This window comes from Citrobacter sp. C5_2 (assembly GCF_014596845.2).
GTDB classification, from domain to species: domain Bacteria; phylum Pseudomonadota; class Gammaproteobacteria; order Enterobacterales; family Enterobacteriaceae; genus Citrobacter; species Citrobacter werkmanii.
The window spans coordinates 3,232,886-3,258,993 of the sequence record NZ_CP115032.1 but is presented as its reverse complement, the minus strand read 5'-3'; the positions used below and the strand labels follow the sequence as shown (position 1 = coordinate 3,258,993).

Below are 26,108 nucleotides of genomic sequence, written 5' to 3'. Positions count from 1 at the left end.
ACGAGGCAAAAATAAAGGCGACTTATAGTCGCCTTTTTTACTTTTGTTACTGATTTGTAAAACTTATTTGCAAGCGTCTGCCAGACCGTCGAGATAACGTTCTGCGTCAAGCGCAGCCATACAACCCGTGCCAGCAGAAGTGATCGCCTGGCGATAAATATGGTCCATCACGTCACCCGCTGCGAAGACGCCTGGAATGCTGGTTTGCGTCGCATTGCCGTGAATACCGGACTGAACTTTGATGTAGCCGTTTTCCAGTTCGAGCTGACCGTCGAAAATGGCGGTATTCGGGCTGTGACCGATGGCGACAAACAATCCCGCAACGTCAAGTGATTCAACGTTGTCAGTATTTTGCGTATCGCGCAGACGCAGTCCGGTTACGCCCATTTGATCGCCAGTCACTTCTTCCAGCGTACGGTGCGTATGCAGCACGATGTTGCCGTTTTCCACTTTATCCATCAACCGCTTGATAAGAATTTTCTCAGCACGGAAGCTGTCGCGACGGTGAATCAAATGTACTTCAGACGCGATATTTGCCAGATACAACGCTTCTTCAACAGCGGTATTACCGCCGCCGATCACCGCAACTTTTTGGTTACGGTAGAAGAAACCGTCGCAGGTGGCGCAAGCGGAAACGCCGCGGCCTTTAAATGCTTCCTCTGAAGGCAAGCCCAGGTAGCGTGCGGACGCGCCAGTGGCGATGATCAATGCGTCACAGGTGTATTCACCGCTGTCGCCGGTCAGACGGAAAGGACGGTTTTGCAGATCAACTTTGCTGATGTGATCAAAAATGATTTCTGTCTCAAATTTGGTCGCATGTTCGTGCATACGTTCCATCAGCAGCGGGCCAGTAAGATCGTGCGGATCGCCAGGCCAGTTTTCCACTTCTGTTGTTGTGGTCAGCTGACCACCTTTTTCCATACCGGTAATCAGTACCGGTTGCAGGTTAGCGCGTGCAGCGTAGACCGCAGCGGTATATCCCGCAGGGCCTGAGCCCAGAATAAGAAGTTTACTGTGTTTGGTTGCGCCCATGAGATCCCCATAGTTGTTGGCAGGCAATGAGCAGGATTGTAGGGAATTTACAGGCGTAAAAAAAGAGTATGGCGATTTTGTTAACAATATGTGTAATAGCGGAAACCGATGAACGACAGATTGAGTCGTAATACTATAACGATTTCTACTTAAAATCGGTCAGTTATAAGGTGATAAAATGACGAATTTCCATCACTGCGACTGAATAACTGGCATGTTGTACTAAAAATCGATGTTTTGCTTTGACAATCCCCTGCTGTTTTGCGAAAACATTCAAGGAAGAAAAAAACTGTGTCATGTATGTGCTGCATAATCATGCATGTAGATACCATGTTTACCGTGTTAGCGAAATCTACGCATGGTGTGGACAGATGCCATTCGTGATGTCGATAGCCGCCGACAGGCAACGGTCTTCTCACCATAAACCCAGACATTGCAAGCCGTAAATCCCTCTGGGCTGCGGTTTATTTTGATGGGGAGCGACTCTGAACAGTGATGTTAGTAGAGTCAGGCAGGAGTAGGGAAGGAATACAGAGAGACAATAATAATGGTAGATAGTAAGAAGCGCCCTGGCAAAGATCTCGACCGTATTGATCGTAACATTCTTAATGAGCTGCAAAAGGATGGGCGTATTTCTAACGTCGAGCTTTCTAAACGTGTGGGACTTTCACCGACGCCCTGCCTTGAGCGTGTGCGTCGGTTGGAAAGGCAGGGTTTCATTCAGGGCTATACAGCGCTGTTAAACCCACATTATCTGGATGCATCACTTCTGGTTTTTGTTGAGATAACTCTGAATCGTGGCGCCCCGGATGTGTTTGAACAATTTAACTCTGCAGTACAAAAACTTGAAGAAATTCAAGAGTGTCATTTAGTTTCCGGTGATTTCGACTATTTGCTGAAAACACGCGTACCGGATATGTCAGCATACCGTAAGCTGCTGGGAGAAACCCTGCTGCGTCTGCCTGGCGTAAATGACACACGTACTTATGTAGTAATGGAAGAAGTCAAACAGAGCAATCGTCTGGTAATTAAGACGCGCTAACACGGAACAGGTGCAAAATCGACGCAGTTTGATTACACTCCTGTTAATCCATACAGCAACAGTGCCGGGGCAACCCGGTGCTGTTGTCCGTTTTAGCATCGGGCAGGAAAAGCCTGAAACCTGGAGAGCCGTTTTTGAGCCAGGAATACACTGAAGACAAAGACGTCACATTGACGAAGTTAAGCAGCGGGCGCCGACTTCTGGAAGCGCTACTGATCCTTATTGCCCTTTTTGCCGTCTGGTTGATGGCTGCCTTACTCAGCTTTAACCCTTCGGATCCCAGTTGGTCGCAAACCGCATGGCATGAACCTATCCATAACCTGGGAGGCATTCCCGGTGCATGGCTGGCGGACACGCTGTTCTTTATTTTTGGCGTCATGGCCTACACCATTCCGGTCATTATTGTCGGCGGCTGCTGGTTTGCCTGGCGACACCAGGCCAGCGACGAATACGTCGATTATTTTGCTGTTTCATTGCGCATTATTGGCGTTCTGGCCCTGATCCTCACCTCCTGCGGGCTGGCCGCAATTAACGCCGATGACATCTGGTATTTCGCCTCTGGCGGGGTGATTGGCAGCCTGCTCAGCACTACGCTGCAGCCATTACTGCACAGTAGCGGCGGTACGCTTACGCTTTTGTGCATCTGGGCTGCGGGATTAACGCTGTTTACCGGCTGGTCATGGGTGAGCATTGCGGAAAAACTGGGTGGCTGGTTACTTAATATCCTGACATTTGCCAGCAACCGTACCCGCCGCGACGATACCTGGGTCGATGACGAAGAATATGAAGATGAAGAAGAGTTTGTCGACGCCGCTGATGGTAAACCCCATGAATCGCGTCGGGCTCGAATTCTGCGCGGTGCGTTAGCGCGCCGTAAACGCCTTGCTGAGAAATTTACCAATCCGCTGGGCCGTCATACTGATGCTGCGCTGTTCTCCGGCAAACGCATGGATGATGAAGACGACATTGAATACAGCGCCCGTGGCGTGGTCGCCGATCCGAACGATGTGCTGTTTTCCGGTAATCGGGCAACATTGCCTGAATACGACGAACTCGATCCACTGCTGAACGGTCATTCGGTGACAGAGCCGGTAGCTGCCGCAGCAGCAGCCACAACGGCATCTCAGGCCTGGAGCGCGCCGGTTGATCCGCTGTTGCAAACGTCGCCAGTTACCAGCACCGTTATGGAGCAATTGACGCCAGCCGTTGCCTGGCAATCCGCGCCTGGCCCGCAAACCGGTGATGCGGTGATTGCGCCTGCGCCTGAAGGTTATCCGCAGTCAGCCGAATATGCTCAGCCTGCGGTGCAGCAGCCGTATGAGCCATGGCAACAGCCAGTTGCACAGGAGAATCCTCAGCCGGAATATTACGCACCGCAAACGTCTGAACCGGTGTATGCGCAACCCGCCGCGCCGCAGCCGCAGGAATTCACCGCGCAGCAAAACTGGCAGCAGGAACCTGTTTATCAGCCGGAGCCTGAGCCGCAACCGGTCTATCAGCAGGAGCCTGGCTTCCAACAACCTTCCGCGTTCCAGCAATCTGTGGTTGAACAACCTTCTGTAGTGGAACCTGAGCCAGTTGTTGAGGAGACGAAACCCTCTCGTCCGCCGCTCTACTATTTTGAAGAAGTCGAAGAGAAACGAGCGCGCGAGCGTGAGCAGTTGGCCGCCTGGTATCAGCCTATTCCAGAACCCGCTCAGGAGCCTGAGCGTGTTAAGCCGTCTATGCCATCTATGCCGACGGCTGCCTCCATTCCGCCCGTGGAGTCTGTTGCTGCCGTTGCGCCGTTGGCTGCCGGGGTGAAAAGCGCCGCTTCTGGGGCAAGTGCCGCTGCCGCAGCACCTGTGTTTAGCCTTGCGGGTAGCGGTGCGCCGCGTCCGCAGGTGAAAGAAGGGATTGGCCCGCAACTGCCGCGCCCGAATCGTGTGCGCGTGCCTACTCGTCGGGAGTTAGCATCGTATGGCATAAAACTGCCGTCACAGCGTATGGCTGAAGAGAAAGCTCGCGAAGAGCAGCTTGATACCAATGCGTACAGCGACGATGAAATTGATGCAATGCAGCAGGATGAGCTGGCACGTCAGTTTGCCCAGTCTCAGCAGCATCGTTATGGCGATGATTATCAGGACGATACCCATCAGACTGATGACGAAGATTTGGCCGCAGAAGCGGAACTGGCTCGCCAGTTTGCCTCGTCCCAGCAGCAGCGCTATTCCGGCGAACAGCCCGCCGGGGCCAATCCGTTCTCGCTTGATGACTTTGAATTTTCGCCAATGAAAACGCTGGTGGATGACGGTCCGCATGAGCCGCTGTTTACGCCAGGCGTGATGCCTGAGCCTGCGCCGCAGCACCAGGAACTTGTCGCACCGCAGCAGCATTATCAGCAGCCGGCACAGCCTGCCGCACCGCAGCAGCATTATCAGCAGCCGGCACAGCCTGCCGCACCGCAGCAGCATTATCAGCAGCCGGCACAGCCTGTCGCACCGCAGCAGCATTACCAGCAGCCGGCACAGCCTGTCGCTCCGCAGCAGCATTACCAGCAGCCAGCACAGCCTGTTACACCGCCGCCGCAGGATAGCCTGATCCATCCACTCTTGATGCGTAACGGCGACAGCCGTCCGGTTCAGCGTCCGAGTACGCCGCTGCCATCGTTAGATCTGCTCACGCCGCCGCCGAGTGAAGTTGAGCCGATTGATACTTTTGCACTGGAACAAATGGCGCGTCTGGTGGAAGCGCGTCTGGCGGACTTCCGTATTAAAGCTGATGTAGTGAACTACTCTCCAGGGCCGGTCATTACCCGTTTTGAACTAAACCTGGCGCCAGGGGTTAAAGCGGCGCGCATTTCCAACCTGTCACGAGATCTGGCGCGTTCGTTGTCGACCGCTGCGGTCCGCGTGGTCGAGGTCATTCCTGGCAAACCGTATGTCGGACTGGAATTACCGAATAAAAAACGTCAAACCGTTTATCTGCGCGAAGTGTTAGATAACGCTAAATTCCGTGATAACTCGTCTCCGTTGACTGTGGTGCTGGGTAAAGATATTGCGGGCGAACCGGTTGTTGCCGATCTGGCGAAAATGCCGCACCTGCTGGTGGCAGGGACTACCGGTTCCGGTAAGTCTGTTGGGGTGAACGCCATGATCCTCAGCATGTTGTATAAGGCGCAGCCAGAAGACGTTCGCTTTATCATGATTGACCCTAAAATGCTGGAGCTGTCGGTTTATGAAGGCATTCCGCATCTGCTGACTGAAGTTGTGACCGACATGAAAGATGCTGCCAACGCTTTGCGCTGGAGCGTCAATGAAATGGAACGTCGCTACAAACTGATGTCGGCGCTCGGCGTACGTAACCTTGCCGGTTATAACGAGAAAATCGCCGAAGCAGCTCGTATGGGACGTCCGATCCCGGACCCGTACTGGAAGCCGGGCGACAGCATGGACGTTCAGCATCCAGTGCTGGAAAAACTGCCGTATATCGTTGTTCTGGTGGATGAGTTCGCCGATCTAATGATGACCGTAGGTAAGAAAGTGGAAGAACTGATTGCACGTCTGGCGCAAAAAGCGCGTGCGGCGGGGATCCACCTGGTGCTGGCAACCCAGCGACCATCCGTTGACGTCATTACCGGTCTGATTAAAGCGAATATCCCGACGCGTATTGCCTTTACCGTGTCCAGCAAAATTGACTCGCGTACTATTCTTGATCAGGGCGGCGCGGAATCGCTGCTGGGGATGGGCGACATGCTCTATTCGGCGCCGAACTCGACGATCCCTGTGCGTGTACACGGCGCTTTTGTACGCGATGAAGAAGTTCACGCGGTGGTTCAGGACTGGAAAGCGCGCGGGCGTCCGCAATATGTTGATGGCATTACCTCAGACAGCGAAAGCGAAGGTGGCGCTGGTGGTTATGATGGTGGCGAAGAGTTAGATCCGTTGTTCGATCAGGCGGTGAACTTTGTTACCCAAAAACGCAAAGCTTCCATCTCCGGTGTTCAACGACAGTTCCGTATCGGTTACAACCGAGCGGCGCGCATCATCGAACAGATGGAAGCGCAGGGAATTGTCAGTGAGCAAGGGCATAATGGTAATCGTGAAGTGTTGGCTCCGCCGCCCTTCGATTGATTGCAAAGTTAAGTAATTCAGTATTATCTACTTTCCTCATGCTGTTTTTTGGCCTGAAATGGATAGCAGAGGGATCTCCCCGTTGGGAGTGACGTATTTTGAGGAATAACGATGAAAAGAATCGCAATCACCTGTGCATTACTGTCGAGCTTTGTAGTGAGCAGCGTCTGGGCTGATGCTGCCAGCGACCTGAAAAGCCGCCTGGATAAAGTCAGTAGCTTCCATGCCAGCTTTACGCAAAAGGTTACGGACGGTAGCGGTGCGGCAGTGCAGGAGGGGCAGGGTGATTTATGGGTTAAACGTCCTAATCTGTTTAACTGGCACATGACGCAGCCTGACGAGAGCATCCTGGTCTCCGATGGTAAAACGCTGTGGTTCTTTAACCCGTTTGTTGAACAAGCTACAGCAACCTGGCTGAAAGACGCCACCGGCAACACGCCGTTCATGTTGATTGCGCGTAACCAGGCCGGCGACTGGCAGCAGTACAACATTAAGCAAAACGGCGATGATTTCGTGCTGACGCCGAAAACCAGCAACGGTAACCTGAAACAGTTTACGATCAATGTTGGGCGTGACGGGACGATCCATCAGTTTAGCGCCGTTGAGCAAGACGATCAGCGCAGCAGCTATCAACTGAAATCGCAGCAGAATGGCGCGATTGAACCATCTAAATTCACCTTTACCCCGCCACAAGGTGTAACGGTTGACGATCAACGTAAGTAGAGGCGTGTGAGTGAGCAATCTGTCGCTCGACTTTTCTGATAATACCTTTCAGCCACTGGCCGCGCGTATGCGGCCAGAAAATTTAGCGCAGTATATCGGCCAGCAGCATCTGCTGGCTACGGGTAAGCCTTTGCCCCGCGCCATTGAGGCCGGGCACCTGCACTCTATGATTTTATGGGGACCGCCGGGAACGGGTAAAACCACCCTTGCTGAAGTTATTGCCCGTTACGCTAACGCCGATGTTGAACGAATTTCGGCGGTCACCTCTGGCGTAAAAGAAATTCGTGAAGCGATTGAGCGTGCGCGTCAGAACCGTAACGCTGGCCGACGCACAATACTGTTTGTGGACGAAGTCCATCGATTTAATAAAAGCCAGCAGGATGCGTTTTTACCGCATATTGAAGACGGTACAATTACGTTTATTGGCGCTACCACCGAAAACCCCTCGTTTGAATTGAATTCGGCGCTGCTGTCGCGGGCACGCGTTTATTTGCTGAAATCGTTAACCACCGATGATATTGAACAGGTGCTTGACCAGGCGATGTCTGACAAAGCGCGTGGCTACGGCGATCAGGATATTGTTCTGCCACAAGAGACGCGTCGGGCGATTGCTGAACTGGTTAATGGTGATGCGCGGCGGGCACTGAATACGCTGGAAATGATGGCCGATATGGCCGAAGTTGATGATTCCGGCAAGCGCGTATTGAAAGCGGAATTACTGACCGAAATTGCCGGTGAACGCAGCGCGCGCTTTGATAATAAAGGCGATCGCTTTTACGATCTCATCTCCGCCTTACACAAGTCGGTACGTGGTAGCGCGCCGGATGCGGCGCTCTACTGGTATGCGCGAATCATTACCGCTGGTGGCGATCCGCTGTACGTTGCCCGTCGCTGCCTGGCGATTGCCTCTGAAGATGTGGGCAACGCAGATCCTCGTGCTATGCAGGTGGCGATTTCCGCGTGGGATTGTTTCACTCGCGTGGGACCCGCGGAAGGCGAGCGGGCAATCGCTCAGGCGATCGTCTATCTGGCCTGTGCGCCGAAGAGTAACGCGGTTTACACCGCCTTTAAAGCCGCGCTGGCCGACGCCCGTGAACGTCCGGATTACGACGTTCCCGTTCACCTGCGCAATGCGCCGACTAAGCTGATGAAAGAGATGGGCTACGGTCAGGAGTATCGTTACGCGCATGATGAACCAAATGCCTATGCCGCCGGAGAAGAGTACTTCCCACAGGAAATGGCACAAACGCGCTATTATCGCCCCACAAACAGAGGTCTTGAAGGCAAGATTGGCGAAAAGCTCGCCTGGCTCGCCGGACAGGATCAAAATAGCCCTATAAAACGCTACCGTTAGTGTTATCGTTGCGGTAATGTTGTCTCTGTATCCCTGTGACCGCAGGCTGTGGTCACTTTTCCCATTTTAATTCGATAAGCACAGGATAAGCATGCTCGATCCCAATCTGCTGCGTAATGAGCCAGACGCAGTCGCAGAAAAACTGGCAAGCCGGGGCTTTAAGCTGGATGTAGATAAGCTGCGCGCTCTTGAAGAGCGTCGTAAAGTTCTGCAGGTACAAACTGAAAACCTGCAGGCAGAGCGTAACTCTCGATCGAAATCCATTGGCCAGGCAAAAGCGCGCGGGGAAGATATCGAGTCTTTACGTCTGGAAGTGAACAAACTGGGCGAAGAGCTGGATGCCGCGAAAGCTGAACTTGATACCTTACAGGCCGAGATCCGCGACATTGCGCTGACCATTCCTAACCTGCCAGCGGATGAAGTTCCGGTGGGTAAAGATGAAAATGACAACGTCGAAGTCAGCCGCTGGGGTACACCGCGTGAGTTTGATTTCGAAGTGCGCGATCATGTTACCCTGGGTGAAATGCACACGGGTCTTGATTTCGCCGCTGCGGTGAAGCTTACCGGCTCTCGTTTCGTGGTCATGAAAGGGCAGATCGCACGTATGCATCGTGCGCTGTCTCAGTTCATGCTGGATCTGCATACCGAACAGCATGGTTACAGCGAAAACTATGTTCCGTATCTGGTTAACCATGACACGCTGTACGGTACCGGGCAACTGCCGAAATTCGCTGGCGATCTGTTCCATACCCGTCCGCTGGACGAAGAAGCTGACAGCAGCAACTACGCGCTGATCCCAACGGCCGAAGTTCCGCTGACTAACCTGGTGCGTGACGAAATCATTGACGAAGATGCGCTGCCGATCAAAATGACCGCGCATACGCCGTGCTTCCGTTCTGAAGCAGGCTCTTACGGTCGTGATACCCGTGGTCTGATCCGTATGCACCAGTTCGATAAAGTTGAGATGGTGCAGATTGTTCGTCCGGAAGATTCAATGGACGCACTGGAAGAGATGACCGGCCACGCCGAGAAGGTTCTTCAACTGCTGGGTCTGCCGTACCGTAAGATCATTTTGTGCACAGGCGACATGGGCTTCGGCGCATGCAAAACCTACGATCTGGAAGTGTGGATCCCAGCGCAGAATACCTATCGCGAAATCTCATCCTGCTCCAACGTGTGGGATTTCCAGGCGCGTCGCATGCAAGCGCGTTGCCGCAGCAAATCCGACAAAAAGACCCGTCTGGTGCATACCCTGAACGGTTCCGGTCTGGCAGTTGGGCGTACGCTGGTGGCGGTAATGGAAAACTATCAGCAGGCAGATGGCCGCATTCAGGTTCCGGAAGTATTACGTCCGTACATGAATGGCCTGGAATTCATCGGCTAACCTATCTTTCTATGCTAAAAAGCGCCTCAGGGCGCTTTTTTTATGCCCGTTTGACGTTGGACAATAACCCTTACCTACATAGGAGTAATACTGCCTTCGAATGAAAGTCAGTATCTACCAGTCTGTATAGTGATACTAGCGATATATAAAAATATATACAACGAGTATTTATTTTTTGTTTATTGTGAGCAGCAGAGTGAGCCCCTATGAAAACTAAGATCCCCGATGCCGTGCTGGCAGCTGAGGTTAGTCGCCGCGGTTTGGTAAAAACGACGGCGATAGGCGGGCTGGCGGTGGCCAGTAGCGCGTTTACCCTGCCATTTACCCGTATTGCAAACGCTGCAGAAGCCATTAATCCCACGCAGCGCAATGAGAAAGTCATCTGGAGCGCGTGTACGGTGAACTGCGGTAGCCGCTGTCCACTGCGGATGCATGTGGTAGACGGTGAAATAAAATATGTCGAAACCGACAATACAGGTGATGATAACTATGACGGCCTGCACCAGGTGCGTGCTTGTCTGCGTGGTCGCTCCATGCGTCGTCGCGTTTATAATCCCGATCGTCTGAAATACCCGATGAAACGTGTCGGTAAGCGCGGCGAAGGTAAATTTGAGCGCATCAGTTGGGATGAGGCGTACGAGATTATTGCCAGCAACATGCAGCGTCTGATTAAAGACTATGGTAACGAATCTATCTATCTGAACTACGGCACCGGCACGCTGGGTGGCACCCTGACACGCTCCTGGCCGCCGGGTAAAACCCTGGTGGCACGTCTGATGAACTGCTGTGGTGGGTACCTGAATCACTACGGGGACTACTCTTCGGCACAAATCGCTGCCGGGTTGAACTACACCTACGGCGGCTGGGCCGACGGTAACAGCCCGTCCGATATAGAAAACAGCAAGCTGGTGGTGCTGTTCGGTAATAACCCTGGTGAAACCCGTATGAGCGGGGGCGGGGTAACCTACTACCTTGAACAGGCGCGCCAGAAATCCAATGCCCGGATGATTATTATCGATCCCCGATATACCGACACCGGCGCGGGGCGTGAAGATGAATGGATCCCGATCCGTCCTGGTACAGATGCGGCGCTGGTTAATGGTCTGGCGTATGTTCTGATCACCGAAAACCTGGTGGACCAGGCGTTCCTCGACAAATACTGCGTGGGTTACGACGAGAAAACCTTACCGGCCGATGCGCCGAAGAATGGCCACTATAAGGCGTATATTCTTGGGGAGGGGACAGACGGTATTGCCAAGACCCCGGAATGGGCGGCGCAGATTACCGGTATTCCCGCTGACCGTATCATCAAACTGGCGCGTGAAATTGGCAGCGCTAAACCGGCATACATCAGCCAGGGTTGGGGGCCGCAGCGTCATGCTAACGGTGAAATAGCGACCCGCGCTATTTCTATGCTGGCCATTCTGACCGGTAATGTTGGTATCAACGGCGGCAACAGCGGTGCGCGTGAGGGTTCATACAGTCTGCCGTTTGAGCGTATGCCTACGCTGGAAAACCCTGTTGAAACCAGCATCTCAATGTTTATGTGGACGGACGCTATTGAGCGTGGCCCGGAGATGACGGCGCTGCGTGACGGCGTTCGCGGCAAAGATAAGCTTGATGTTCCGATTAAAATGATCTGGAACTATGCTGGTAACTGCCTGATTAACCAGCACTCTGATATTAACCGTACGCACGAAATCCTGCAGGATGAGAAAAAGTGCGAGATGATCGTGGTCATCGACTGCCATATGACCTCCTCGGCGAAATATGCGGATATTTTGCTGCCAGACTGTACCGCTTCCGAACAGATGGACTTCGCGCTGGATGCGTCCTGCGGAAACATGTCCTATGTGATTTTCACCGATCAGGCGATCAAACCACGTTTCGAATGCAAGACTATCTACCAGATGACCAGCGAGCTGGCGAAACGCCTTGGCGTCGAGCAGCAGTTTACCGAAGGTCGTACTCAGGAAGAGTGGATGCGTCATCTGTATGAGCAGTCGCGTAAAGCCATTCCTGAACTGCCTGGGTTTGAAGAGTTTCGCAAACAAGGCATCTTTAAGCAGCGAGATCCTGAAGGGCACCACGTGGCGTACAAAGCGTTCCGTGAGGATCCCAAAGCCAATCCGCTCACCACGCCGTCGGGTAAGATCGAAATTTATTCGCAGCAGCTTGCCGAGATCGCGGCAACCTGGGAACTGCCGGAAGGGGATGTGATCGATCCATTGCCGATTTATACCCCTGGCTTTGAAAGTTTAGACGATCCGCTGGTGGAGAAATTCCCGCTGCAACTGACCGGCTTCCACTACAAATCTCGCGTTCACTCGACCTATGGCAACGTAGATGTTCTGAAAGCATCCTGCCGCCAGGAAATGTGGATCAATCCGTTGGATGCGCAGCGACGTGGCATTAACAACGGCGACAAGGTACGCATCTTTAACGATCGTGGCGAGGTGCATATCGAAGCGAAAGTGACCCCGCGAATGATGCCCGGCGTGGTGGCATTAGGCGAAGGGGCCTGGTACGACCCGGACACGAAGCGTGTGGATCAGGGCGGCTGTATTAACGTCCTGACGACTCAGCGTCCTTCTCCTCTCGCGAAGGGGAATCCGTCACATACGAACCTTGTTCAGGTTGAAAAGGTGTAAGGAGTAACCGATGACAACCCAGTATGGATTTTTTATTGATTCCAGCCGTTGCACCGGTTGCAAAACCTGCGAACTGGCCTGCAAAGACTTCAAAAATTTAACCCCGGATGTCAGTTTCCGCCGCATTTACGAGTACGCGGGTGGCGACTGGCAAGAAGACAATGGCGTCTGGCATCAAAACGTCTTTGCCTATTACCTCTCTATTGCCTGTAACCACTGTGAAGACCCGGCCTGCACCAAGGTGTGTCCGAGCGGCGCGATGCACAAACGTGAAGATGGCTTTGTCGTCGTGGATGAAGATGTGTGCATTGGCTGTCGGTATTGCCACATGGCCTGTCCTTACGGTGCGCCCCAGTACAATGCTGAAAAAGGACATATGACCAAATGCGATGGCTGCCATGAGCGCGTCGCTGAAGGTAAGAAACCTATCTGCGTTGAGTCCTGCCCACTGCGTGCGCTGGATTTCGGTCCGATTGACGAACTGCGCAAAAAACACGGTACTCTGGCCGCGGTTGCGCCACTACCGGGCGCGCACTTCACCAAACCGAGCATTGTTATCAAACCTAACGCCAATAGCCGCCCGACCGGGGATACCACGGGTTATCTGGCCAATCCGAAGGAGGTGTAAGATGGGAAGTGGATGGCATGAATGGCCGCTGATGATCTTCACGGTCTTCGGACAGTGTGTGGTTGGTGGCTTTATCGTTCTGGCATTGGCGTTAATGAAAGGGGACTTACGTCCTGAATCACAGCAGCGGGTAATCGCCTGCATGTTCGGGCTGTGGGTACTGATGGGCATTGGCTTTATTGCTTCTATGCTCCACCTGGGCTCGCCGATGCGTGCCTTTAACTCGCTCAATCGCGTAGGCGCTTCTGCGCTGAGCAATGAAATCGCCAGTGGTTCAGTGTTCTTTGCCATTGGCGGCATCGGCTGGCTGCTGGCGATGTTGAAAAAAATGCCGCCCGCACTACGCAATCTGTGGTTAGTTGTCACCATGGTGCTGGGCGTCGTTTTTGTCTGGATGATGGTACGTGTGTATAACACCATTGATACCGTGCCGACCTGGTACAGCGTCTGGACGCCGCTGGGTTTCTTCCTGACGCTGTTTATGGGCGGTCCGCTGCTGGGATATCTGCTATTGAGAATTGCCGGTATTGACGGTTGGGCGATGCGTCTGCTGCCTGCCATTTCGGTTCTTGCTCTGGTCATAAGCGCCATTATGTCTGTAATGCAGGGGGCCGAACTGGCGACGATCCACAGTTCGATTCAACAGGCGTCTGCGCTGGTTCCGGATTATGGCTCACTGATGGCCTGGCGGATCGTGGCACTGGCGTTAGCGTTGTGCTGCTGGATTGTACCGCAAGTCAAAGGTTACCAACCCGCAATACCACTGCTTTCCGTCGCGTTTATTCTGTTGATAGTCGGCGAGCTGATTGGTCGTGGCGTGTTCTATGGCCTGCATATGACTGTCGGTATGGCGGTTGCAAGCTAATTCATAATATGCCGGATGGCGGCTCGTGCCTTCTCCGGCCTACAGATCCGTAGGCCTTAACGCGCGCGCCATCAGGCATTATGTTACGCCAGGTTTTTCCCCGGTTTTTTATTTCTGTTTCGTTAACGTATCGTAGCTGGTCATCAGATTGCGATAATCCGGAATGTGATTAGAGAACAACGTCGCCAGCCCTTCGATATCGTTACGCCAGTCACGGTGTAGTTCACACGCGACGCCGAACCATGTCATCAATTGCGCGCCAGCCTGCGACATCCGATCCCATGCTGAATGGCGGGTGATTTCGTTAAATGTACCTGAAGCATCAGTGACGACAAAAACGTCAAACCCTTCTTCTATCGCGGAGAGCGCAGGGAAGGCGACACAAACTTCCGTCACGACCCCAGCAATGATCAACTGCTTTTTACCAGTCGCTTTCACCGCCTTCACAAAATCTTCGTTATCCCACGCGTTGATGTTTCCCGGGCGAGCAATATAAGGCGCATCGGGGAATTGAGCTTTCAGTTCCGGTACCAGCGGTCCGTTCGGTCCTGTTTCAAAACTGGTGGTCAGAATAGTCGGGAGCTTGAAGTATTTTGCCAGATCACCCAGGGCAAGCACGTTATTCTTGAATTTATCGGGATCGATATCCCGAACCAGAGAGAGCAAGCCAGCCTGATGATCGACCAGCAATACTGCCGCATTATCTTTATCAAGTCTTACGTAAGGTTTCGTCATGATATTTCTCCTGTTCGGCATCGGTGCGGGAAATTTGATGAGTTTAAGTCTGGAGAAAGAACGGTATCCGGACTGGAAGTATAAATAAGAACTGACTGTTCTATTTCGAAGACAATACCGCTCTGCATCTCGCATAGAGTTTAGTAAGAAATAAAAGTAAGGGGAGTCCATGAAATTTTTCGACTGAACGTAACGTGAGATTTTTGTTTTAGATCAATAAAAACAAGCAGATGTGTTTTTGTATTTTTTATCTATTCACATTAAGAATCAGTAATGCAAATCGATCGTCAGAAAAGCGCCTCAGCCCTTTGATTACGCCGATTGACAATGTTTTTGGCAGTGGCATGATGCGCATGAAATTTGAACTTCCTCACGGTTTTTATTCATGTCCATCTATACCCGTCCCGTCATGCTTCTGCTGTGCGGGCTGCTTCTGTTGACCCTGGCGATCGCCGTGTTAAACACGCTCGTCCCGCTTTGGCTCGCCCATGAAAATCTGCCAACCTGGCAGGTCGGTATGGTGAGTTCGTCCTACTTTACCGGTAATTTGGTAGGGACGTTGCTGACCGGGTATTTAATTAAACGCCTTGGATTTAACCGCAGCTATTACCTCGCCTCGTTTATTTTTGCCGCGGGCTGTGTTGGGCTGGGGGTTATGGTTGGATTCTGGAGCTGGATGAGCTGGCGCTTTATTGCCGGCGTTGGCTGCGCCATGATTTGGGTGGTAGTGGAAAGTGCGCTGATGTGCAGCGGGACTTCGCGCAATCGCGGACGTTTGCTTGCCGCCTATATGATGATCTATTACGTGGGGACGTTCTTGGGACAATTGCTGGTCAGTAAGGTATCAACAGAATTGATGAACGTGCTGCCGTGGGTGACGGGAACCATCCTGGCTGGGGTTTTACCGCTGCTCTTTGCGCGCATCGCCAATCAGCAGGGTGATGAACAGCACTCAACCCCTATTGTATCGATGCTGAAGCTGCGACAGGCGCGTCTGGGCGTTAATGGCTGCATTATTTCCGGGATTGTGCTGGGCTCTTTGTACGGCCTGATGCCGCTGTATCTGAACCATCAGGGAGTAAGCAATGCCAGCATTGGTTTCTGGATGGCGGTTCTGGTTAGCGCCGGTATTCTGGGGCAATGGCCGATTGGCCGCCTGGCGGACAAGCTGGGACGCCTGCTGGTCTTACGCGTCCAGGTGTTTGTGGTGATCGTCGGTAGTATTGCTATGCTGAATCAGGCGGCGATGGCCCCTGCATTATTTATGTTGGGTGCGGCAGGTTTTACTCTCTATCCGGTCGCGATGGCCTGGGCCTGTGAAAAGGTGGAACATCATCAACTGGTCGCCATGAATCAGGCTTTGCTATTAAGCTATACCGTTGGCAGTCTGCTTGGCCCTTCGTTTACCGCAATGCTGATGCAGAATTACTCAGATAGCTTGCTGTTTATCATGATTGCCAGCGTATCGTTTATTTATTTACTGATGCTGCTGCGCAAGACGGGCCATACGCCCAATTCTATCGCGCATATTTGACCTGTTTTAACAGAATGCGAACAGGTGTACTTGTTGAGCTGGGATTGATTTTCCCGCTGCTGGCGAGAAGAGGGCGTTAAGAAGGCATGAGGTGGGTAACTGGTTTGTTACCCACCTTAAGACTTAATACATCACTTTATGACCATACTGTTCAAGGATGCCTTTCACTCGCTCCATGGTCTCTTTCTTCGGCGGCTTCACACCATCGAGTTTGTACTCTTCACCCATCGCTACCCATTTGTGTTTGCCCAGTTCGTGGTAAGGTAGCAGTTCGATTTTTTCAACGTTGCCCATATCGCGGGTAAATTCGCCCAGACGGTGCGCGGAGTCGTCATCGTCAGACCAGCCTGGCACTACCACGTAACGGATCCACACTTTAATGTCTTTGTTCGACAGGTAACGAGCAAACTCCAGCGTGCGATGGTTAGACACGCCGACCAGATTCTGGTGGATTTCGTCGTTCATCTGTTTGAGATCGAGCATCACCAGGTCGGTGACTTCCAGCAGTTCATCAATTACCGGATCGTAGCGGCGAACAAAACCGTTGGTGTCCAGGCAGGTGTGAATGCCTTCTTTTTTACAGGCACGGAACCAGTCACGTACGAACTCAGCCTGCAGGATGGCTTCACCGCCGGATGCCGTCACGCCGCCACCGGAGGCGTTCATAAAGTGGCGATAAGTCACCACCTCTTTCATTAATTCGTCGACAGTGACTTCTTTACCGCCGTGCGTATCCCATGTGTCACGGTTATGGCAATACAGGCAGCGCATCAGGCAGCCCTGGAAGAAGGTAATAAAACGGATGCCCGGGCCGTCTACAGTGCCACAGGATTCAAAGGAGTGAATGCGACCAATAACTGACATTGCGGTGTTTCTCCAGATGTGGCCCATCCGGGGCCTGTGTTAGTGCACAGTTATTAACTGTGTCGAGTCTGTTTTGGCTGCTATCCATAAGTATAGATAGCTGACAAAGCAGGCTATTAAAAAGGCCCCACTTACGTGGAGCCTTTATTGTACGCTTTTTAAAGTACGATTTCAGTCAAAACCAATTACATGGTCTGAGTGAAGGTACGAGTAATAACGTCCTGCTGCTGTTCTTTAGTCAGGGAGTTAAAACGTACTGCGTAGCCAGAAACGCGGATGGTCAGCTGCGGATATTTTTCCGGATGTTCCATCGCATCCAGCAGCATTTCACGGTTCATGACGTTCACGTTCAGGTGCTGACCACCTTCGATGGACGCTTCGTGGTGGAAGTAACCATCCATCAGACCAGCCAGGTTAGTCTTACGAACTTCGTCGTCTTTACCCAGTGCGTTCGGAACGATAGAGAAGGTATAAGAGATACCATCTTTAGCGTAAGCAAACGGCAGTTTAGCAACGGAGGTCAGAGAGGCAACAGCACCTTTCTGGTCACGACCGTGCATTGGGTTAGCACCCGGTCCGAACGGCGCGCCAGCACGACGACCGTCTGGGGTGTTACCCGTTTTCTTACCATAAACCACGTTAGAGGTGATGGTCAGAACAGACTGAGTCGGGATAGCGTTACGGTAAGTAGTCAGTTTCTGAATTTTCTTCATGAAACGTTCTACCAGGTCAACCGCCATGTCATCTACACGAGAGTCGTTGTTACCAAACTGCGGGTATTCGCCTTCGATTTCGAAGTCGATAGCCAGACCGTCTTCGTCACGAATCGGTTTAACTTTCGCATATTTGATTGCAGACAGGGAGTCAGCAGCAACGGACAGACCAGCGATACCACACGCCATGGTGCGGATAACGTCACGGTCGTGCAGCGCCATCAGAGAGGCTTCGTAGCTGTACTTGTCGTGCATGTAGTGGATAACGTTCAGCGCGGTGACGTACTGCTTCGCCAGCCAGTCCATGAAGTGATCCATGCGGTCCATCACTTCGTCGAAGTTCAGAACGTCGCCTTTGATCGGTTCAGATTTAGGACCAACCTGCATTTTCAGTTTTTCATCAACGCCGCCGTTGATTGCGTACAGCATGGTTTTCGCCAGGTTTGCACGCGCACCGAAGAACTGCATTTGTTTACCAACAACCATCGGGCTTACGCAGCAAGCGATAGCGTAGTCGTCGTTGTTGAAGTCCGGACGCATCAGGTCATCGTTCTCGTACTGCAGAGAAGAGGTGTCGATGGACACTTTAGCGGCGAATTTCTTGAAGTTCAGAGGCAGTTTTTCAGACCACAGAACGGTGATGTTCGGCTCCGGAGAAGGACCCATGGTGTACAGGGTGTTCAGGAAGCGGAAGCTGTTTTTGGTAACCAGAGTACGGCCATCAACGCCCATACCACCGATAGATTCAGTTGCCCAAATCGGGTCACCGGAGAACAGTTCATCATATTCCGGAGTACGCAGGAAGCGAACCATACGCAGTTTCATGACCAGGTGGTCAATCATTTCCTGAGCGTCTTGTTCCGTGATTTTGCCTGCTTTGATATCACGTTCGATGTATGCATCCAGGAAGGTGGATACGCGACCGAAGGACATTGCTGCGCCGTTCTGAGATTTAACCGCGGCCAGGTAGCCGAAGTAAGTCCACTGGATAGCTTCCTGAGCGTTGGTAGCCGGACCAGAGATATCGCAGCCATATTTCGCTGCCATTTCTTTGATCTGACCCAGCGCGCGGTGCTGTTCAGCGATTTCTTCACGCAGACGGATAGTCGCTTCCAGGTTGACGCCGTTTTCCAGGTCAGACTGCAGGGAAACAAACTGCGCGTATTTGTCTTTCATCAGGAAGTCGATACCGTACAGCGCAACGCGACGGTAGTCACCGATGATACGGCCACGGCCATACGCATCTGGCAGACCAGTCAGAACACCGGATTTACGGCAGTTCAGAATGTCTTTGGTATAAACATCGAATACGCCCTGGTTGTGGGTTTTACGGTATTCGGTGAAGATTTTTTTCAGCATCGGATCCAGTTCGCGATTGTACGCTTTGCAGGAACCTTCAACCATTTTGATGCCGCCGAACGGAATGATCGCACGTTTCAGCGGAGCTTCAGTCTGCAGACCAACAATTTTCTCCAGCGCTTTGTTGATGTAACCAGCGTCGTGAGAAGTGATGGTAGAAGCAACGGAGGTGTCAAAGTCAACAGGCGCGTGAGTGCGGTTTTCCTGTTTAACGCCTTCCATTACGCTGTCCCACAGCTTGGTGGTCGCGTCAGTAGCGCCAGCCAGGAAGGACTCGTCACCCTCATACGGAGTGTAGTTTTTCTGAATGAAGTCACGTACGTTTACTTCATTCTGCCAGTCACCTTTGGTAAAACCTTCCCAGGCTGTGGCTAACTTTTCATTAAGCTCGGACATGTAACACCTACCTTCTTAAGTGGATTTTTTATTTACTGCGTGTAATGGGCATCAACAGATTAATGATGATCGTTACCACGCAGGTAAATGACCCAGTATGTCAACCCGACCAACAAACCGCCGCCGATAATATTACCGATCGTAACCGGAATCAGGTTATCGGTGATGAAATTCATCACGGTCAGGTGAGAAAAATTCTCCGGAGAAGAACCGACAGCGGTCCAGAATTCCGGGGTGGCGAAATCGCGTATTACAATACCCATAGGGATCATAAACATGTTTGCGATACTGTGCTCAAAACCGCTGGCAACAAACATTGCGACCGGTAATACCATGATAAACGCTTTGTCCATCAGGCTGCGACCTGAGTAGCTCATCCATACGGCCAGACACACCATCAGGTTAGCCAGGATACCGAGGCTTACCGCTTCAACAAAAGTATGGTGTACTTTGTGGTCGGCTGTTTGCAGGACGTTGAGTCCCCACGCGCCGTTGGCGGTCATATACTCGCCGGAAAGCCACATAAGTAACACGAAGATCAGGGCGCCAATCAGGTTGCCGACATAAACGTTAAGCCAGTTTTTAGCCAACTGTCCCCAGGTAATACGACCACTGGCTTTAGCAACAACAATCAGTACGGTTGAGGTGAAGAGGTCTGCACCGCAGATAACACAAAGGATCAGCCCCAGGGAAAAGCAGATACCACCTATTAATTTTGCCATGCCAAAAGGCATGGTGCCGGTACCGGTTGTGGCGGTGATATAGAAAACAAAGGCAATTGAAATGAATACACCGGCAGTAATTGCCAGATAGAACGTCTTAAGCGGATGTTTCGTTGCTTTATAGACGCCTGCTTCTTCGGCAACTTTGGCCATTGCAGCAGGAAGTAAAAGATCAAAAGGGTTGTCAGCTTTCACACTAACTCTCTCTTTATTAAGTCGGCGACGAGATACTAACAAAGCATTATAGATGAGAATTTGATATAGATCATATCTCGCCTGGCTTATAGGCCCGCAAGACGCATGGTTTTTATGCAAATGCGGAGTAACTTATTGATTATACATATAAAAATAAATTTTAAAAATTATAAAGTGAGTTGAATTTTTTCTTTCAGCCTCCTGTTGGACGGTTAATTAATATGGAGTAATTGAGATAAAAAGCCACATTAATAAGCTAATTTTTTTAATATCAACTACTAATATTTAACCTTGCTTTTACATTTATTTTTTGATTTGACCAAAATAAAAAACAGGGCGCTTAAAGCGCCCCGTAATATAGCCCAGACAATACATTTAGCCTACTTAACGCAGGCTGTTTGGTACTATTTTGACCAGTGCGCCGCTTTCGCGCGCTGCAGTTTTTCATAGGCTTTCAGCAGAGACTGATGCGCCGGGAACGCGTGCAGATCGCTGTCTACTGGCTGAAGACCATAAAATGCGGCTTCACCACTCAATGCCGCACTTGCCGCTTCAACCGCATCGGCGCCGTACATGCGGACAAAGGCGTTCAGATATTGCAGCGGCTGACGCTCCTCTTCCTGCGACAATAGCAGCAGCGTTTGCAGGCAACGGTAGTAGTTTGCACGTTCAGCGCTAAACACGGAGGCGTTGAATTCCATCGTCCATTCTGTCCATACCAGCGCTTGCTCTAGGTCACCACCGGCCAGCGCCAGCATCACTTTAAGCTCGCCAATGCGCAGGGTATACCAACCGTTATCTGCGCCGGTCGCCAGACCAAGCAGTTCGCGTACGCGGGTGAAGTCGTCAAAACCTTCTTCATCCAGTTGTTCGAGCAGATTGAGATAGTCTTCTTTATCCCACTCACTGCCTGGCAGAGAGAGGATCGTTTCGCGCAGATGCGTACCCATTGCGTTGTTGGCTAACCACAGATCTTCAGCCGGGTAGATGTCAGACATCCCCGGAACGATAATGCGGCAGGCGTATACCCCCAGATGTTCGTAGTCGGCGATATACACTTCTTTATCTTCTGCGTTGAAGATGGACATCAGGGTGGCGAACTCTTCTTCCGTAGTGCCGGAGAAATTCCAGTTAACGAACGGATAATCAGCATCCTGCTTGAACAGATCCCAGGAGATCAGACCGCTGGAATCAATGAAGTGGGTTTCAAGGTTAGTGTGTTCAGCCACTTCTTCATCGTCGAAGGTTGGCGGGGTGAATACATCAAGATCTTTCAGACCACGACCCTGCAGCAGTTCGGTAACGGTACGCTCCAGCGCAACGCCGAAATCCGGGTGCGCGCCGAAGGACGCAAAGCAGGTACCGTTGGCCGGGTTGAACAGGACAACGCAAATCACCGGGTATTTGCCGCCCAGCGAGCCATCGTAGGCGAAAATCGGGAAACCTTCCGCTTCCAGTGTGGCGATGGACTCCTCTACCGCCGGGTAACGCGCCATCACCTCGGCCGGGATTTCCGGCAGGCTGATGCTTTCCGCGATAATGCGGTTCTTCACATAACGTTCAAAGACTTCAGACAGGCCCTGAACGCGCGCTTCGTTAGGCGTGTTACCCGCAGACATACCGTTAGAAACGTACAGATTGCCGATAATATTCATCGGAATATAGACAGTCTGGTTATCAGACTGACGGGTAAACGGCAGGCCGCAGACGCCACGATCTTCATTTCCGGATTGCAGGTCGATAAGCATGCTTCCGGTCAATTCATTTTCTGGATCGTAAAACGCGCGCAGACGCGCATCCAGCAGACCTTCCGGCACGTCATCGTCTTCCGTCAGCGGGAACCATTTTTCGTTTGGATAATGCACGAACGGGCCGTTGGCGATGGTTTCGCCCAGCCAGAAATCCGCAAAGAAGTAGTTCGTAGACAGACGCTCAAAATATTCGCCCAGCGCGGAGGCCAGCGCCGCTTTTTTCGTCGCGCCTTTACCGTTGGTAAAGCACAGCGCGCATTCTTTGTCGCGAATATGCACAGACCAAACGTTAGGCACAGGGTTCAACCAGGAGGCTTCTTCAATCTGAAAACCAAGGTCGAGTAATTTTTGCTGGAAGCGAGCGATGGAGTCTTCCAGAGCGGCATCTTTGCCGGGAATAAATGTTTGCGTCATGAAAATCACTTTTGTCGTACGGAAAGCGCGCAATGATACGGGTTTTCAATGAACGGCGCTATCGCCGCCGGAGCCCAGGCGTAAATAAAACTATTGGCTATGCTTTCACACAGTCAACAATGTTAAGAGCACAAAATGAAAGCATTCGATTTACAGCGTATGGCACTGGATAAGGTGCCAATGGAGTTTCTTGGCGAGGTTGCGCTGCGTAGTCTCTATACCTTTATATTGGTTTTTCTGTTTTTAAAGCTAACGGGGCGGCGTGGCGTACGGCAGATGTCGCTTTTTGAAGTGCTGATTATTCTTACGCTGGGCTCAGCGGCGGGCGATGTGGCGTTTTATGATGATGTGCCGATGATTCCGGTGCTGGTGGTTTTTATTACCCTGGCGCTGCTTTATCGTCTTGTCATGTGGCTGATGTCACACAGCGAAAAGCTGGAAGATCTACTGGAAGGTAAGCCAGTGGTCATCATTGAAGACGGTGAATTGTCATGGTCAAAGCTTAATCGCGCCAATATGACGGAATTCGAATTCTTTATGGAGCTGCGTTTGAACGGCGTAGAGCAACTGGGGCAGGTGAAACTCGCTATTCTGGAGACGAATGGGCAGATCAGCGTTTACTTCTTTGCCGATGAAGACGTAAAACCGGGACTCAGCATTCTGCCTAAACATTGTACACAGCGATTTAAGGTGGTGCCTGAAACAGGCGACTATGCATGTGTACGGTGTAGTGAAGTGGTGCAAATGAGCGCGGGGGATCATCAATTATGTCCGCGCTGCGCAAATCCAGAATGGTCGAAGGCCAGTCGGGCAAAACGGGTCACCTGACAGCGAAAATCTCGGTTTTTACCCGTCAATCCGATAGATTCTGTTGTGTGACCTATGACTCATTTTTACCCCGCTCAGTTTTACCCATTGCGGCGCGTGTCACTGAATGATAAAACCGATATCCACAGGAATAACTTATACCCAATGTCTGTCACAGGATTATCGTCAATGACAGGATGTTGATTGGATAACAACACAACGTGGTGAGGGGAAATGGCTCAGGTCTTCAATTTTAGTTCAGGTCCGGCAATGCTACCGGCGGAAGTACTTAAACTGGCTCAACAGGATCTTCGCGACTGGAACGGTCTTGGCACGTCGGTCATGGAAATTAGCCACCGGGGCAAAGAGTTTATCCAGGTGGCAGAGGAAGCAGAGCAGGATTTTCGCGATCTCCTCAGCATCCCCTCTAACTATAAAGTGTTGTTCTGTCATGGCGGTGGCCGTGGGCAATTCGCCGGTATCCCGTTAAATATTCTCGGTGATAAAACGACAGCGGATTACGTCGATGCCGGTTACTGGGCCGCCAGTGCGATTAAAGAAGCGAAAAAGTACTGCACGCCAAACGTTATCGATGCCAAAGTCACCGTTGACGGTCTGCGCGCTGTTAAGCCAATGAGCGAATGGCAGCTTTCTGACAACGCCGCGTACCTGCACTATTGCCCGAATGAAACCATCGATGGCATTGCGATTGATGAAACGCCGAACTTTGACAGCAATGTGGTGGTTACGGCGGATCTCTCTTCTACTATCCTCTCCGCGCCGCTTGATGTTAGCCGCTATGGCGTAATCTATGCCGGGGCGCAGAAAAACATTGGTCCTGCGGGACTGACGATTGTCATTGTACGCGAAGATCTGCTGGGTAAAGCGCATGTTTCATGCCCGTCAATCCTTGACTATACCGTGCTAAATGACAACGACTCCATGTTCAACACGCCGCCAACCTTTGCCTGGTATCTGTCTGGCCTGGTCTTTAAGTGGCTCAAAGAGCAGGGCGGTGTTAATGCGATGAATAAAATTAACCAGCAAAAAGCAGAGCTGTTGTATGGCGTGATCGACAACAGCGACTTCTATCGTAACGATGTCGCAAAGTCGAACCGTTCACGTATGAACGTCCCGTTCCAACTGGCTGACAGCGCCCTGGATAAACTCTTCCTGGAGGAGTCTTTCGCTGCGGGGCTGCATGCGCTGAAAGGGCACCGTGTGGTCGGCGGTATGCGTGCGTCTATCTATAATGCGATGCCGCTTGAAGGCGTAAAAGCACTGACCGATTTCATGGTCGATTTCGAACGCCGCCGCGGTTAATCTGCTGTACTTTTCATCCCCACAGCCCGCCTGTGGGGTTTTTATATCTGTTTTGAGAGTTGAGTTTCATGGAATCCCTGACGTTACAACCCATTGCGCGGGTGGATGGCACCATCAATCTGCCTGGATCCAAAAGTGTTTCTAACCGCGCTTTGCTGCTGGCCGCATTAGCAAATGGCACCACTGTCCTGACCAACCTGCTGGACAGCGACGATGTCCGTCATATGCTCAATGCACTCAATGCGTTAGGGATTAGCTATACCCTTTCCGCCGATCGCACCCGCTGCGAGATTATCGGCAACGGCGGCGCATTACATGCCGAAAGGGCAGTGGAACTGTTTCTTGGCAATGCCGGAACCGCAATGCGTCCGCTGGCCGCTGCGCTGTGCCTTGGCAGCAATGACATCGTGTTGACAGGCGAACCGCGCATGAAGGAGCGCCCGATTGGCCATCTGGTTGATGCGCTGCGCCAGGGGGGAGCCAACATTGAGTACCTGGAGCAGGAAAACTATCCGCCACTTCGTTTGCGCGGTGGTTTTAGCGGCGGTCAGGTTGAGGTAGACGGCAGCGTATCCAGCCAGTTCCTTACTGCGCTACTGATGACTGCACCGCTGGCGCCGCAGGATACAACGATCGCCATTAAAGGCGAGCTGGTATCTAAACCTTATATTGATATCACCCTGAATCTGATGAAGACGTTTGGTGTTGAAATTGAGAATCAGAACTACCAGCGCTTTGTCGTGCAGGGGCAGCAGCAGTATCAGTCTCCGGGCGCCTATCTGGTTGAGGGCGATGCTTCTTCTGCTTCATACTTCCTCGCGGCGGGCGCCATTAAAGGCGGCACGGTTAAAGTCACCGGGATTGGCCGCAACAGTATGCAGGGCGATATTCGCTTTGCTGATGTACTGGAGAAAATGGGCGCGACCATTACCTGGGGTGATGATTTTATTGCCTGTACTCACGGCGAACTGAACGCAGTGGATATGGATATGAACCATATTCCCGACGCGGCGATGACTATTGCCACGGCCGCGCTGTTTGCTAAAGGCACCACGACCCTACGCAACATCTACAACTGGCGCGTCAAAGAGACCGACCGTCTGTTTGCGATGGCGACGGAATTACGCAAAGTGGGCGCGGAAGTTGAAGAGGGGCATGACTTCATCCGCATCACACCACCAGCGACGCTGCAGTTTGCGGATATCGCAACCTATAACGATCACCGTATGGCGATGTGTTTCTCGCTGGTGGCGCTGTCTGATACCCCGGTGACCATTCTTGACCCCAAATGTACCGCCAAAACTTTCCCGGATTATTTCGAACAGTTGGCGCGTATTAGTACACCTGCCTGATTTTATTGCCGCACTACCCAGTGCGGCACATTCTGCCATCTCCGATTGTCTATTTCTTCTACACTCAGCTTCAATGATTCTGCATTTTTCACACAAAGATAACGATCGTTGTCGTTGGCGCGTATAATGCGCGGCGTTCACGTTAACGTATG

18 protein-coding genes are annotated in these 26,108 nt (G+C 51.9%); 12 read left to right on the top strand and 6 right to left on the bottom strand.

The annotated features are described in order from the left end of the window. Nucleotides 1–63: 63 nt before the first annotated feature. A complete protein-coding gene (gene trxB / locus ICA20_RS15965) occupies nt 64–1,032 on the bottom strand; it encodes a thioredoxin-disulfide reductase (protein ID WP_003831889.1) in 969 nt (322 codons plus the stop codon). 547 nt (nt 1,033–1,579) lie between these two features. Between trxB and lrp the strand changes: the two genes are divergently transcribed. From lrp to ICA20_RS15925, 8 genes are all read left to right on the top strand, one after another. Then, nucleotides 1,580–2,074, top strand: coding sequence for a leucine-responsive transcriptional regulator Lrp (gene lrp, locus ICA20_RS15960; protein ID WP_002439523.1), 495 nt, complete (start codon nt 1,580–1,582; stop codon nt 2,072–2,074). A 134-nt stretch (nt 2,075–2,208) separates the two neighbouring features. Beyond that, complete coding sequence (gene ftsK, locus ICA20_RS15955; RefSeq protein ID WP_038639280.1) at nt 2,209–6,186, top strand: DNA translocase FtsK; 3,978 nt, start codon at nt 2,209–2,211, stop codon at nt 6,184–6,186. A gap of 111 nt (nt 6,187–6,297) precedes the next feature. After that, on the top strand, nt 6,298–6,909 hold the full coding sequence (gene lolA / locus ICA20_RS15950) for an outer membrane lipoprotein chaperone LolA (RefSeq protein WP_038639282.1): 612 nt from the start codon (nt 6,298–6,300) through the stop codon (nt 6,907–6,909). Nucleotides 6,910–6,919: 10 nt separating this feature from the next. Next, nucleotides 6,920–8,263 (top strand): replication-associated recombination protein RarA, encoded by a 1,344-nt coding sequence (rarA, locus tag ICA20_RS15945; RefSeq protein WP_038639284.1) that lies wholly within the window; start codon nt 6,920–6,922, stop codon nt 8,261–8,263. Between the two features lie 91 nt (nt 8,264–8,354). After that, the gene (gene serS, locus ICA20_RS15940; protein ID WP_003836908.1) at nt 8,355–9,647 is read left to right on the top strand and encodes a serine--tRNA ligase; all 1,293 of its coding nucleotides are present in this window, start codon (nt 8,355–8,357) and stop codon (nt 9,645–9,647) included. A gap of 206 nt (nt 9,648–9,853) precedes the next feature. Then, nucleotides 9,854–12,298, top strand: a complete 2,445-nt coding sequence (gene dmsA, locus ICA20_RS15935; protein ID WP_038639287.1) for a dimethylsulfoxide reductase subunit A — start codon at nt 9,854–9,856, stop codon at nt 12,296–12,298. 10 nt (nt 12,299–12,308) lie between these two features. Then, the gene (locus ICA20_RS15930) at nt 12,309–12,926 is read left to right on the top strand and encodes a DMSO/selenate family reductase complex B subunit (RefSeq protein ID WP_038639290.1); all 618 of its coding nucleotides are present in this window, start codon (nt 12,309–12,311) and stop codon (nt 12,924–12,926) included. Between the two features lies 1 nt (nt 12,927). After that, the gene (locus ICA20_RS15925; protein WP_038639293.1) at nt 12,928–13,791 is read left to right on the top strand and encodes a dimethyl sulfoxide reductase anchor subunit family protein; all 864 of its coding nucleotides are present in this window, start codon (nt 12,928–12,930) and stop codon (nt 13,789–13,791) included. 108 nt (nt 13,792–13,899) lie between these two features. Here ICA20_RS15925 and ycaC read toward each other — a convergent pair whose 3' ends face one another. Next, complete coding sequence (gene ycaC, locus ICA20_RS15920) at nt 13,900–14,526, bottom strand: isochorismate family cysteine hydrolase YcaC (protein WP_016152433.1); 627 nt, start codon at nt 14,524–14,526, stop codon at nt 13,900–13,902. A gap of 385 nt (nt 14,527–14,911) precedes the next feature. Here ycaC and ICA20_RS15915 point away from each other — a divergent pair, with 385 nt between their 5' ends. Further along, entirely contained in the window at nt 14,912–16,060 is a 1,149-nt protein-coding gene (locus tag ICA20_RS15915) for an MFS transporter (RefSeq protein ID WP_038639295.1), read from the top strand. Nucleotides 16,061–16,183: 123 nt separating this feature from the next. On the opposite strand, the gene pflA is transcribed toward ICA20_RS15915, so the two are convergent. The 4 genes from pflA to ycaO all read right to left on the bottom strand — a co-directional run bounded on the left by pflA (nt 16,184) and on the right by ycaO (nt 22,474). Then, nucleotides 16,184–16,924: a pyruvate formate lyase 1-activating protein gene (gene pflA / locus ICA20_RS15910; RefSeq protein WP_003035751.1), complete on the bottom strand. Its 741-nt coding sequence runs from the start codon at nt 16,922–16,924 to the stop codon at nt 16,184–16,186. A gap of 185 nt (nt 16,925–17,109) precedes the next feature. Next, on the bottom strand, nt 17,110–19,392 hold the full coding sequence (pflB, locus tag ICA20_RS15905; RefSeq protein WP_006685273.1) for a formate C-acetyltransferase: 2,283 nt from the start codon (nt 19,390–19,392) through the stop codon (nt 17,110–17,112). Between the two features lie 59 nt (nt 19,393–19,451). Continuing rightward, the gene (gene focA / locus ICA20_RS15900; RefSeq protein WP_032939923.1) at nt 19,452–20,309 is read right to left on the bottom strand and encodes a formate transporter FocA; all 858 of its coding nucleotides are present in this window, start codon (nt 20,307–20,309) and stop codon (nt 19,452–19,454) included. Between the two features lie 404 nt (nt 20,310–20,713). Continuing rightward, the gene (gene ycaO / locus ICA20_RS15895) at nt 20,714–22,474 is read right to left on the bottom strand and encodes a 30S ribosomal protein S12 methylthiotransferase accessory factor YcaO (protein ID WP_038639300.1); all 1,761 of its coding nucleotides are present in this window, start codon (nt 22,472–22,474) and stop codon (nt 20,714–20,716) included. Nucleotides 22,475–22,609: 135 nt separating this feature from the next. Here ycaO and ICA20_RS15890 point away from each other — a divergent pair, with 135 nt between their 5' ends. The 3 genes from ICA20_RS15890 to aroA all read left to right on the top strand — a co-directional run bounded on the left by ICA20_RS15890 (nt 22,610) and on the right by aroA (nt 25,956). Continuing rightward, on the top strand, nt 22,610–23,302 hold the full coding sequence (locus ICA20_RS15890) for a DUF421 domain-containing protein (RefSeq protein ID WP_038639302.1): 693 nt from the start codon (nt 22,610–22,612) through the stop codon (nt 23,300–23,302). Nucleotides 23,303–23,515: 213 nt separating this feature from the next. Further along, a complete protein-coding gene (gene serC, locus ICA20_RS15885; RefSeq protein WP_038639304.1) occupies nt 23,516–24,604 on the top strand; it encodes a 3-phosphoserine/phosphohydroxythreonine transaminase in 1,089 nt (362 codons plus the stop codon). Nucleotides 24,605–24,672: 68 nt separating this feature from the next. Beyond that, nucleotides 24,673–25,956: a 3-phosphoshikimate 1-carboxyvinyltransferase gene (aroA, locus tag ICA20_RS15880; RefSeq protein WP_038639307.1), complete on the top strand. Its 1,284-nt coding sequence runs from the start codon at nt 24,673–24,675 to the stop codon at nt 25,954–25,956. Nucleotides 25,957–26,108 lie beyond the last annotated feature (152 nt).

Coding starts and splice junctions, on each gene's coding strand:
- ICA20_RS15930 (WP_038639290.1), top strand. CDS start 12,309: ATGACAACCCAGTATGGATTTTTTATTGATTCCAGCCGTTGCACCGGT.
- trxB (WP_003831889.1), bottom strand. CDS start 1,032: ATGGGCGCAACCAAACACAGTAAACTTCTTATTCTGGGCTCAGGCCCT.
- pflA (WP_003035751.1), bottom strand. CDS start 16,924: ATGTCAGTTATTGGTCGCATTCACTCCTTTGAATCCTGTGGCACTGTA.
- lolA (WP_038639282.1), top strand. CDS start 6,298: ATGAAAAGAATCGCAATCACCTGTGCATTACTGTCGAGCTTTGTAGTG.
- lrp (WP_002439523.1), top strand. CDS start 1,580: ATGGTAGATAGTAAGAAGCGCCCTGGCAAAGATCTCGACCGTATTGAT.
- aroA (WP_038639307.1), top strand. CDS start 24,673: ATGGAATCCCTGACGTTACAACCCATTGCGCGGGTGGATGGCACCATC.
- ICA20_RS15925 (WP_038639293.1), top strand. CDS start 12,928: ATGGGAAGTGGATGGCATGAATGGCCGCTGATGATCTTCACGGTCTTC.
- pflB (WP_006685273.1), bottom strand. CDS start 19,392: ATGTCCGAGCTTAATGAAAAGTTAGCCACAGCCTGGGAAGGTTTTACC.
- serC (WP_038639304.1), top strand. CDS start 23,516: ATGGCTCAGGTCTTCAATTTTAGTTCAGGTCCGGCAATGCTACCGGCG.
- ICA20_RS15915 (WP_038639295.1), top strand. CDS start 14,912: ATGTCCATCTATACCCGTCCCGTCATGCTTCTGCTGTGCGGGCTGCTT.
- ycaO (WP_038639300.1), bottom strand. CDS start 22,474: ATGACGCAAACATTTATTCCCGGCAAAGATGCCGCTCTGGAAGACTCC.
- ycaC (WP_016152433.1), bottom strand. CDS start 14,526: ATGACGAAACCTTACGTAAGACTTGATAAAGATAATGCGGCAGTATTG.
- ICA20_RS15890 (WP_038639302.1), top strand. CDS start 22,610: ATGAAAGCATTCGATTTACAGCGTATGGCACTGGATAAGGTGCCAATG.
- dmsA (WP_038639287.1), top strand. CDS start 9,854: ATGAAAACTAAGATCCCCGATGCCGTGCTGGCAGCTGAGGTTAGTCGC.
- serS (WP_003836908.1), top strand. CDS start 8,355: ATGCTCGATCCCAATCTGCTGCGTAATGAGCCAGACGCAGTCGCAGAA.